At 57.0% G+C, this 9,287-nt stretch carries 6 protein-coding genes; 3 read left to right on the top strand and 3 right to left on the bottom strand.

Annotation, left to right across the window (positions count from 1 at the left end):
• Nucleotides 1–140: 140 nt before the first annotated feature.
• The 3 genes from ACLRGI_RS19170 to ACLRGI_RS19160 all read left to right on the top strand — a co-directional run bounded on the left by ACLRGI_RS19170 (nt 141) and on the right by ACLRGI_RS19160 (nt 5,386).
• A complete protein-coding gene (locus ACLRGI_RS19170) occupies nt 141–2,279 on the top strand; it encodes a P-loop NTPase fold protein (RefSeq protein WP_419203132.1) in 2,139 nt (712 codons plus the stop codon).
• A 230-nt stretch (nt 2,280–2,509) separates the two neighbouring features.
• Nucleotides 2,510–4,612: a KAP family P-loop NTPase fold protein gene (locus ACLRGI_RS19165; RefSeq protein WP_419203131.1), complete on the top strand. Its 2,103-nt coding sequence runs from the start codon at nt 2,510–2,512 to the stop codon at nt 4,610–4,612.
• Between the two features lie 291 nt (nt 4,613–4,903).
• Nucleotides 4,904–5,386, top strand: a complete 483-nt coding sequence (locus ACLRGI_RS19160; protein ID WP_419203130.1) for a hypothetical protein — start codon at nt 4,904–4,906, stop codon at nt 5,384–5,386.
• A gap of 181 nt (nt 5,387–5,567) precedes the next feature.
• On the opposite strand, the gene ACLRGI_RS19155 is transcribed toward ACLRGI_RS19160, so the two are convergent.
• The 3 genes from ACLRGI_RS19155 to ACLRGI_RS19145 form a co-directional block, all read right to left on the bottom strand.
• The gene (locus ACLRGI_RS19155) at nt 5,568–7,208 is read right to left on the bottom strand and encodes an esterase/lipase family protein (RefSeq protein WP_419203129.1); all 1,641 of its coding nucleotides are present in this window, start codon (nt 7,206–7,208) and stop codon (nt 5,568–5,570) included.
• A 125-nt stretch (nt 7,209–7,333) separates the two neighbouring features.
• Nucleotides 7,334–7,813: a hypothetical protein gene (locus tag ACLRGI_RS19150; RefSeq protein ID WP_419203128.1), complete on the bottom strand. Its 480-nt coding sequence runs from the start codon at nt 7,811–7,813 to the stop codon at nt 7,334–7,336.
• Between the two features lie 121 nt (nt 7,814–7,934).
• Nucleotides 7,935–9,170, bottom strand: coding sequence for a hypothetical protein (locus ACLRGI_RS19145; protein WP_419203127.1), 1,236 nt, complete (start codon nt 9,168–9,170; stop codon nt 7,935–7,937).
• Between the last annotated feature and the right edge of the window lie 117 nt (nt 9,171–9,287).

Here is a 9,287-nt window from a genome sequence, read left to right as displayed (position 1 = left end):
TTGCATCTATGAGATGCCTCTTGGATTGGCCAAACGGAGTTCTAGACAAACCCCATCTTTCCCGATCCGACAGGCATTCTCTGTTTAAAACGCCGCTACAACCTCAACCCGACCGGTGGATCGAGGCTAAGATCTCAGGTGTGACTGAACCATGGGTAGATGCGCCAGAGACGGACCGCCGCAAGGATAAGCTGGACCGAGGTCCCTTCGTCGACATGGCGAAAGACCTCATCGAGAACCTCGCCGACAGCAACGACAGCACAGTTTTCGGACTGGTTGGACCCTGGGGCTCCGGTAAGACGTCCGTACTGAATTTCATCACCAGCGCTCTGGACCGCTCCGTTCACGTGGTCAAGTTCAATCCCTGGTCCTTCGACGAGGACAGGCTACAGGCAGAACTCTATTCAGCAATCCTTGAGGCCTTTCCGCGAGGTTCCCGTAAAACCCTCCGCAAGAAAGCCGTGGACCTGGCACGACGCAGTACCCCTGCCTTGAAAGCGATCCCCGTCATCGGGACAGGGGCCTCGGAAACCGTCCGCGAATTCCTGCCAGCGAAATCATGGGATTCCGCGTTCCAGGACATGGCGGAGACAATTAAAGCAGCAAGCGTCAAGGTTCTCGTTGTCGTGGACGATGTGGATCGCGTTCAGCCCAAGGACCTGTTGCTCCTGATGAAAACCATCCGGCTCCTTGGGCGCTTTCCCAGGGTCAACTACCTGCTTGCCTATGACCGCAAATCAACAATCACGGCTCTAGCTGCTGGTCTAGGAAACGACCCTATTGCCGCGCAGGTCTACTTGGAAAAGATCGTGCAGTATCCCTTGGACCTCCCTGAACCACAGCAGCACTTCCTTCAAGAGATCATAGAATCTGCATTGGGTCCGACAGTGCGCAAAGCATCTCTTGGAACATACCGAGGGCCAACACCGGAGTCCAGGTTCGAAACCTTCTACACCGAACACATGACCACGACGCTGACAACCCCCCGCGCGTGCCACCGTTACGCGGGTCAGGCCATAACCTTTCTGCAGCTTGCCAAGGGGAACGTCGACCCGGCGGACTTCTTCGCGATCACTTTCCTGCGTATCTTCTATCCGGATCTCTACGAGCGTTTGCCGGCTTGGGCGGGCGACCTCACCAGAAAACAGGGCTCTAACCGCAGCAGCAAGGCCCCATCCGAAGATGAGTGGCTCCAGCGAATCAAATCCTGTGGTTACAAGGGTGACACAGTCATTGAACTCATGGAGGCGCTATCATCATTGTTTCCTCATGCCTTCCCGGACAACATGTGGAGAACAGCTGGCGGAAAGTACCGCGCCAACGATAGCGAGTACTTCGACCGCTACTTCACAATCTCCTTGCCCACCGGCGACATGTCCGATGAAGCCGTCATGAGAGACATAAATCGTATCCGCACAGGTGAAGTGCGTCCTGGAGGGCGCTGCCCGGAAACGTTCGACCACGCCACTGAGCAGATGCAGATAAAGGCCCTCAAGAAAGGCGCCCGACACACCGATTACGATACGAACGCACGTCCTCTCATCGATTACCTGAGCATCGCGATTGCAAACCGGCCTTCCACCCAGGATTTCCGAGACACTTCCACCCGACTCCAAGAGTCCTGGCTGGCACGACTGCTAAGTCATAGCGACCCTTGGGATGAACCAGAGCTCAAGGCCTTCATCGGACTGTTTCCGCGGCCTGAGTCTCTGGGCCACTGCCTGAATCTCAATAATTCCCATTCGGCAAGAGCAATGGCTGAGCTGGAGGCGATGGGGGCATCTAAGACAGTTGCTGATCAAACCCTGACAGACCAGCTGATTCCGCTGTGGATTGATCAGGCGACACAGTGGTTGGTTGACGCATGGCGGACCCGTGGCTCGGCCGACTCCATCCATGAACAATTTGCCGTGTGGAACTACCTCGTCGCAATGGATGGCTTACCCCAGCTTCAGGCCGTCACGCTTGATGCGCTCAAAGACGGTTCCCTCACGATGACAACCCTTGCTGATGCTTTCGTTATGGCTTCCACAGAGGCCGGAAACTACGAAGCACCGGCCTCACAATTGACCCTTTTCACCGACAAGCTTGAGAACACAGTTACGCCGGAGAAATTGATGGAGTTGTCTTTGGATGAACCGGCAAAGGAAGCGGAAGCCAAGGAGGATGAGATCCCGTCATCTGCTCAGCGCAAGAGATTTGCCTACGAGGAGATCCTGCGTTGGCGTGAAAAAAGGGCCACCCCGCCAGCTTATGGCAATGGCACACCAGCGACCTAGGGAAGTTGCTGCCGGTGCTACCGCCTGCGTACCCTGCGCCGTTCGTTGCTGGACAGGCCCTTCGTCAGGGGCCTGGCCAGGTTCTTACCGAGCAAGATGCAGACCGCAACGCTCAGCACAATGGCGCCGGCGTTGAGCTGGCCACCCGCACCAGCAGTGTGTTGACGCCCTAGCAGCCCCACAAGGCTCGCACACATGGGGTCCGGCTGCTACGCGCTTAGAATCGCAGGATGACGGAACCTTGGACAGACCCTTCGCAAACGGACGCCAATAAGGACGAACTCGAACGGGGACCATTCGTAAAGATGGTGGCCAGCCTCATCGGAGACCTTGCCGCAAGCAACGACAGCACGGTTCTCGGCCTTGTCGGTCCGTGGGGCTCCGGCAAGACTACAGTTCTGAACTACATCACGGCACAGCTCGACGAGTCCATTCACGTCGTGCATTTCAACCCTTGGTCCTTCGACGACGAACGGCTTCAAGCGGAACTATATTCGGCCATCCTTGCAGCTTTCCCGGACGACTCCCGAGACACCCTTCGCGAGAAGGCATTCGATCTTGTGAGACGCGGCGCCCCTGCGCTAAAGGCGATTCCCATAGTGGGTGTAGCCGCCGCAGAGACACTGCGCGAATTCATGCCGGCCAGATCCTGGGATGCAGTATTCGATGACCTGGCCAAAACCATCAAGGCAGCCAGCCGCAAGGTACTGGTTGTCGTAGACGATGTCGACCGTCTGCTCCCCCATGACCTACTGCTGTTGATGAAGACCATCCGTCTGCTGGGAAGGTTTCCGCGGGTGAACTATCTGCTTGCCTATGATCGAGCGTCGACCGTGAAGACTCTGGGCGGCGTGCTGGGTGGCACGGAGAACGCAGAGGTCTATCTGGAGAAAATCGTCCAGTACCCGCTCGACTTGCCCGAGCCGCAACAGCAGTTCCTGCAGAAAATCGTCAAGAGCCACCTGGAGCCGCTACTGAACAGCGCCTCAAGCGGCATGAACGGTGCACAGACTCCTAAATTTCGCTTTGAGGAGTTCTATGGCAATCACATGTGGACGCTCCTCAACACTCCAAGGGCCTGCTGCCGCTATGCAATGCAAGCGATAACCTTCCTGTCCCTAGCTAAGGGCGACGTAGATCCCTCGGACTTCTTTGCGCTGACCTTCCTTCGGCTCTTCTATCCGGATCTCTATAGAAGATTGCCTCTCTGGGTCGACGATTTGTCGCATGACCAAGGTTACGGAACCCCGCAACCTACGGCGATGCCGATTTGGCGCGAACGGATGAAGGCCTGTGGCTATGAAGCCAAAACCGATGAACTGATTGAAGCACTCATGGAGATTTTTCCTCGTGCGTTTCCTGGAAACAGGCTGGCAGGTCTCGGCACCAAGTATCGTGCCTATGATCGTGAGTACTTCTTCCGCTACTTCACCTTCTCCTTACCGGCAGGCGATGTATCCGATGTCCTCGTGCACCGGGACCTGGACAAGATTCTCACTGGCACAATCCGACCCGGCGACATGTGCCGGGAGACCTTCGACCATCCGGTGGAGGACATGCGGATGAAGGCCGTGCGGAAGGGTAGACGGCATACGGACTACTCAGTCGATACGCGCCGCCTTATTGACTATCTGTCCGGAGGACTCTCAAATCCGCCGATCCAGTATGAAAGCTTCACAAGCAGCCATGGGCTCAAAATCTCGTGGCTTGCAAAGCTCATCGGCAGCCAGAGGCCTTGGTCGCCTGGAGACGCTGAAGCGTTGGCCGACAAATTCGCAAGGCCCGTCGTCCTCGGACACGCCCTCCAAATCGACTACTCTGACGCAACCGACGCGCCACACGAGCACGAATTTGTCGCAACGACGCTAGGAGATCAGCTCCGGGAAATTTGGATCGATCGCGCTACCACGTGGTTGGTAGAAGAATGGAAGAACCCCGAGTCGCCCATACCAGCGGAAGAACGATTCGAAGTATGGGGCTACCTGCCTACATTTGACGGACTGAAATTGCTTCGGGCCAAAACGATGGAAGCTTTGAGTTCAGGGACCCTGACCTTCACGACCCTTATATCCAGGTTCACTGTGTCTCTTCTGTGGGTGGGAAACCACAAAGCCGGGCCTTCTGAGCTGGCATTGGCAATCGACAACCTCCGGGATACTGTTCCGGCCGACATGTTGTTGGACGAGCCGCTCGAAGACCCTGTTCCACTTCAGGAGCCGGAAAGAGACGAAGTTCCCTCCCCAGCCCAAAGAACCAACTTCGCCATACGGGAGCTCAGGAAGTGGCGGGAGGAACAGGCCAAAGTCCAGGAAGCTCAGCCTGGTGATGCTTGACCCGGCAAAGCCCGGTCCGGGAGGGCAAGTGAGGACGAGGTGCAGTGCTAAAGCAACCCGCCATGCGCCCAAGGCATTGATCATCTCTCCGCCAACTAAATAGACAACTGAATAGCTCTCAAACAGCGAGAGAGACCCCTTGCGCTTCGGCGCAGGGGGTTTCTTTTTTCGCTGGGTCCCTGTGTGCTGTGCGTGGCGCATGTTTCGAAAGCAGCAAGCTGACCGGCGCAGCCGGTTCGGGAGCTCAACGACTAACTGTAAGACCACCAGCTATTCGATTGGAGAACGACCATGCCCACAGAATCACTCACTCCCTACGACACCGGTGCCCGAACTGAGCCCAGGATCTGGGAAGCCAAGCACCGAGAATCAGAGGATGATTTCGGCAAGGTCGACTTCAACACTGATTCGGACTTCACGGTGGCTTCTCTTTGGATGGAACGCCGGGGCCATGACTTCGCTTTGAGGGGCTACAACAACCAGCCCCTGGAAATTGAGATCGAGGATGAATCAGGCGACGACGAATGGTGTGTCATGAAACCGCCTGTACCCCAGCTCAAGATCCGTGTCGAGCGGGTCATAGAGAGTCTGCGCACACAGTCAGAACGCGACGACGCCGAGGTCTTCTGGCAGCACGAACAACCGCTGATCGTGGTGCGTGGCAAGAGCATCGTACGCAAGCAGCAGATCATCATGGTCAGCGAGGGCGGTGGGCTTCTCTCCGCCAAAACAGGCGACTGGAAGAACAGCATCCGCGATATGAGGATCAACTGATGGCTCCTCGTAAAATCGCTGAATTCTGGGTAGCCTCGGATTAACCCATCAACGAGAAGCCCTGTCCGGGTTGCCCTGGACAGGGCTTCTCGTTGATGGGGCTGGGTCGCTGACCGCTCCAGCAACACTCGATCAGTGCTACCGGAGAGTGCATAGGCAGCTACATGACATCACCTACCCCTCATCGGTATGCCACTGCCACTGGATGCAGCGTCGCTTGCCCAGACTTGGTGTCTTCCTCGATTGCTATCAACCACGTCCCCGACGATGCCTCATTTACCAAGCCGGACGTTGGATTGACCCCCCGGTCGGCAAGTCGAGCCCGCCAAATCCCTGCATGTGGACCGCTGCAGCTGCCTGCCCAATAGGGGTATCCCGGGATGGCCGGAGGCCCTGCCCCTGATGACGTCCTGCAGATCGTTCCGTCCTTCAGGGTGACCAGAAATGGGGAGCTTTGGTCTGCTGGTGCCGTTCTTGAGGGCACCTTGGCCTGCGGACGGACGTTCTGGATCAGTATCCTCTCCAAACCGAAGTAACACAGATATTCAGTGGCTTTGGCCGGGTTTTGAAGACACGGGTCGTAGACTCCGTGATCTACGAAGCAGCGGAACGCGTCAGCACGGCCGGCAACGTTGGAACCGTTGCAGTAACTCTCCGGTAGCGCCTTACCATCCACAACACGGTCGGGTCCTGCCTCTGATCCGTCCCGCCACGGCCGGACGGTGACGAGCTTTGTCGCGGGCGTGCGCAACTGCACGTCATCAGCAATGAAGCCAAGCTGTTCAAGGGCGAGGTCCATGTTGCGCATCAAGTTCCCGTGATAGCACGGTATGGGGTGGGTCAGAAGGTTCACGACAGAACGCGAGACCTCGTTCTTGGTCGCAATGCCCAACCATTCGGTCTTGATGCCGTTGTTGATGCTCGTTCGTGCATCCATTTCGTACGCACACGGTGCTTGCTTCTTTGTTGTTGCTTGGCTCTGGGCGGATCCCAAATCCACTACGATGTCCCCTACACCGGCCTCTGTCTTGACCTTCTGTTTGAAGAATCCCTGGCCATTCACGGTGACCTCAGCCGCTCCGGATAGGGCGCGAACGGACAGTCCAGAAGGCCAGGGAGCCAGTTGCTTCAGCTGCTGGGAGCCAGCCCTGAGCGCCACAGCTGCTTCAGAATTGAACGACAGCAGCTGCTGTGGCACGAAAGCCGAACACAGCAAATCCGAGCTGTTCTGGTCTGCGGACTTTAGTTTTCCGCAATACGAAAGCCAAAGCCGAAACACCAAACCAGCTCCCGACGTCAAACCAGCCGCATCTACACCCAGTCCCGCTACCGCAGCTCCAATGGATCCAGTGTTGGGTGTGCCGAAAGTAATAACCTGACTGACCTTCGAAGCAAGCGCGCTTCCACCGAGCGCTAACGCTTGGCGGGTTGCAAGACCGCCCATGGAATGAGCGACCACGATCACCTTCTCGCCGCTGCGTTCGTACAGGCAGTTCAAGGCTTTGGCCAGTGCAGGGCCTATGTTGTCATCGGTCACCCAGCGCGAAGCATATCGTGCGTAGTCGAAGGTGAACACTGCGGTCCCGCCAAGATCCTGTACGTTGCCGATCAGAGTGCGCGTCGGGGCGGCGGTGCCGATCCTGGATGTCAATAGATCGGGTTTGAGAGAAAACGCTCCCTTGGCCGCCTCGTTGTGGACGCTGGAACCCGTCCAGCCATGAATGTAGACGACAGGCACATATTTGCCGCGTGGGTCAGAGCGAATTTTGACCGCCGCTCCTGTATTGTCCTTGTCCTTTGAGATGACCGGCGCGAGGGCCAAGCCCGGGACTTTGCAACTCTCAGCCCATGAGGCCGGCTCGTCGGCGTAAGACGGGGACGCTGTCGAAACCGCGAGGCACAACCACAGCACTGCCACCAAGACCAGACTCGTAAGCCGTAATCGTTTCATAGCGCTTCGGGTCCTGCTGACGCCGCAGGTCCTTGGGGTGATTCCGTCTGTTCCAGCGTGCCCAGGAGCTTCCACTGACCATCCTCCTTGACCATCACAGCCACATAGCGGGTATCTGCCCGCCCGGGCTCAGACATCACAACGTTCATTGTTCCGCCCCCGAAACCGTCCGACGCCCACGATGAGACCTCAGGGACCAGCGAGGACCCCTCCGGCAAGGCGACCTCCGCGTCAAATGACTCCTTGGTCACTGCCGAAATTCCATCTGCAGGATTGTCAGTCAGCCCGGATAACGCCTCTGCCGCTCCTTGGGCATCTGAGTCCGGTAAGGTGCCGGGCCCCGCCGAGGCAGATGACGTCGGAGCTGTTTGTTCAGCGTTTTCCTGGCCCCAACCCAAAGGATTGAGGATCCAAAATGCCAGCACCAGGCCCCCCAGCACTAGGACTGCCGAAAGTAGTCCGACAGCGCGCTTCATAGCCGCGGCCTGGACGTTGATTGCAACATCATGTCTACCTTCCCGGAGTTCTTCGGAGAGTTAGCTTCAATAGGTCCATACAGCAATTCAGGCCTGTCTCGGAGTATTGGCACCGACGGACTTACTTCTTGGTAAGTACTGCCCGAATATCCTTGCCCGAGCCGCTCGCAAAGAAGGCAGCAATGCTTTGGCCCTCCAGCGTCAAGCCAACGGTTACGTTGTCGAGGCACCTGCCTGACTTCAGTTTTTCTCTCAGGGACACTGCGCTTCCGCTAACAAATACTTCTGTCCAGGTGGCTGAACACTTGAGCTCGGGATACTCAACTTCAGCCATTAGTACTCCGTTGACTTCTCTGATGGTCGCCTTGATTGTGTACTTGGAGGTGTCCCCAATGACCTGGCCGGTCCAGGTGCCCGACATCTTGCTTCTGAGCCCGTCCACGGGTGCCGCCGGCAAAGCTGCATCCAAGGCTGGTGCGGAACTCGGCGAGGCTTCAGCGCTTGCCAATGGTGAGACTGAAGCCGCGGGTATCTCCGTATTCGCCGAGCCCCCTTTGACAAACAGCATTTTTCCCAGCTCTATGAGAGATGGCGCGTATGAATAGTCCGCCTTCATGCCTCCGAGGCCGGCTGAGTACCAGTAGTCTCCGGGACCGGCGACATAAACACCGGATCGGCCGTCTGTGACTATTCCGCCATCCTTGGACCATAGAAACTGGACACCCTTATCAGTCCCTTGGGCCTTCTCGATGTCCCGTACTGCAATGGAAACAGAATCGAACAGCTCTTTTGGAGTCTTTCCGCCATACTCACGATCCACGTTGTAGACGCCCATGCCGTGTACGACGCCCGAATCGTCATCGTACCGGTAGCGGTGAATGACAAAGCCCGGCCCCGAACTACCGTTCAATACCTTCCGACCGTCTCCATCCAGCGCGAGAGAACCTTTCGGCAAAATATAGGAGCACTGGTTATTGCCTGTTCGATTGTCATCCAAATCGATAGCCACCTCGCCTGGACCCAGCCACGGCTCAAGGGCAGTCTGGACTTCTGAGACAGACAGCGCGCAACTCTCCACTGAACCTGTTGGGCTTGGCTTTACCACTAGGCCGTTCTTCTGCTGGGATTCGGAGTCGCTCCCACTGTTGACAGGGGTTGGCATGGAACAGCCAACCAGAACCATGACGAGACCTACCGCGACAGCAAGAAGTGCTACACGGGAATACTTATGACTCCGGATTGCCAGCGGCCGACGATGGGTCGAGAACGTGTCACCACCATTTGGTCCAAAGCGGTCGTCACCACGCGGATGATTCCCCCTAAGCCGGTTTGTCACCCTTTCATCTCCAAGTGTCATTGCGACCCTTCATGTCGGGCTGAAACACATCAAGTGCGCTGCAGCCTTACCCCATGGTCCGGATGCGATGCGAACCATGAGAGCAGGGTATGTTGAACGCCCTTACTTGTCTTCTAA

Source organism: Paenarthrobacter sp. PPS72 (genome assembly GCF_048537125.1).
In the GTDB taxonomy this organism is placed as follows: Bacteria; Actinomycetota; Actinomycetes; order Actinomycetales; family Micrococcaceae; genus Arthrobacter; species Arthrobacter nitroguajacolicus_E.
This window is presented reverse-complemented; position numbering and strand designations above follow the sequence as displayed.

Coding starts and splice junctions, on each gene's coding strand:
- ACLRGI_RS19165 (WP_419203131.1), top strand. CDS start 2,510: ATGACGGAACCTTGGACAGACCCTTCGCAAACGGACGCCAATAAGGAC.
- ACLRGI_RS19145 (WP_419203127.1), bottom strand. CDS start 9,170: ATGACACTTGGAGATGAAAGGGTGACAAACCGGCTTAGGGGGAATCAT.
- ACLRGI_RS19150 (WP_419203128.1), bottom strand. CDS start 7,813: ATGAAGCGCGCTGTCGGACTACTTTCGGCAGTCCTAGTGCTGGGGGGC.
- ACLRGI_RS19160 (WP_419203130.1), top strand. CDS start 4,904: ATGCCCACAGAATCACTCACTCCCTACGACACCGGTGCCCGAACTGAG.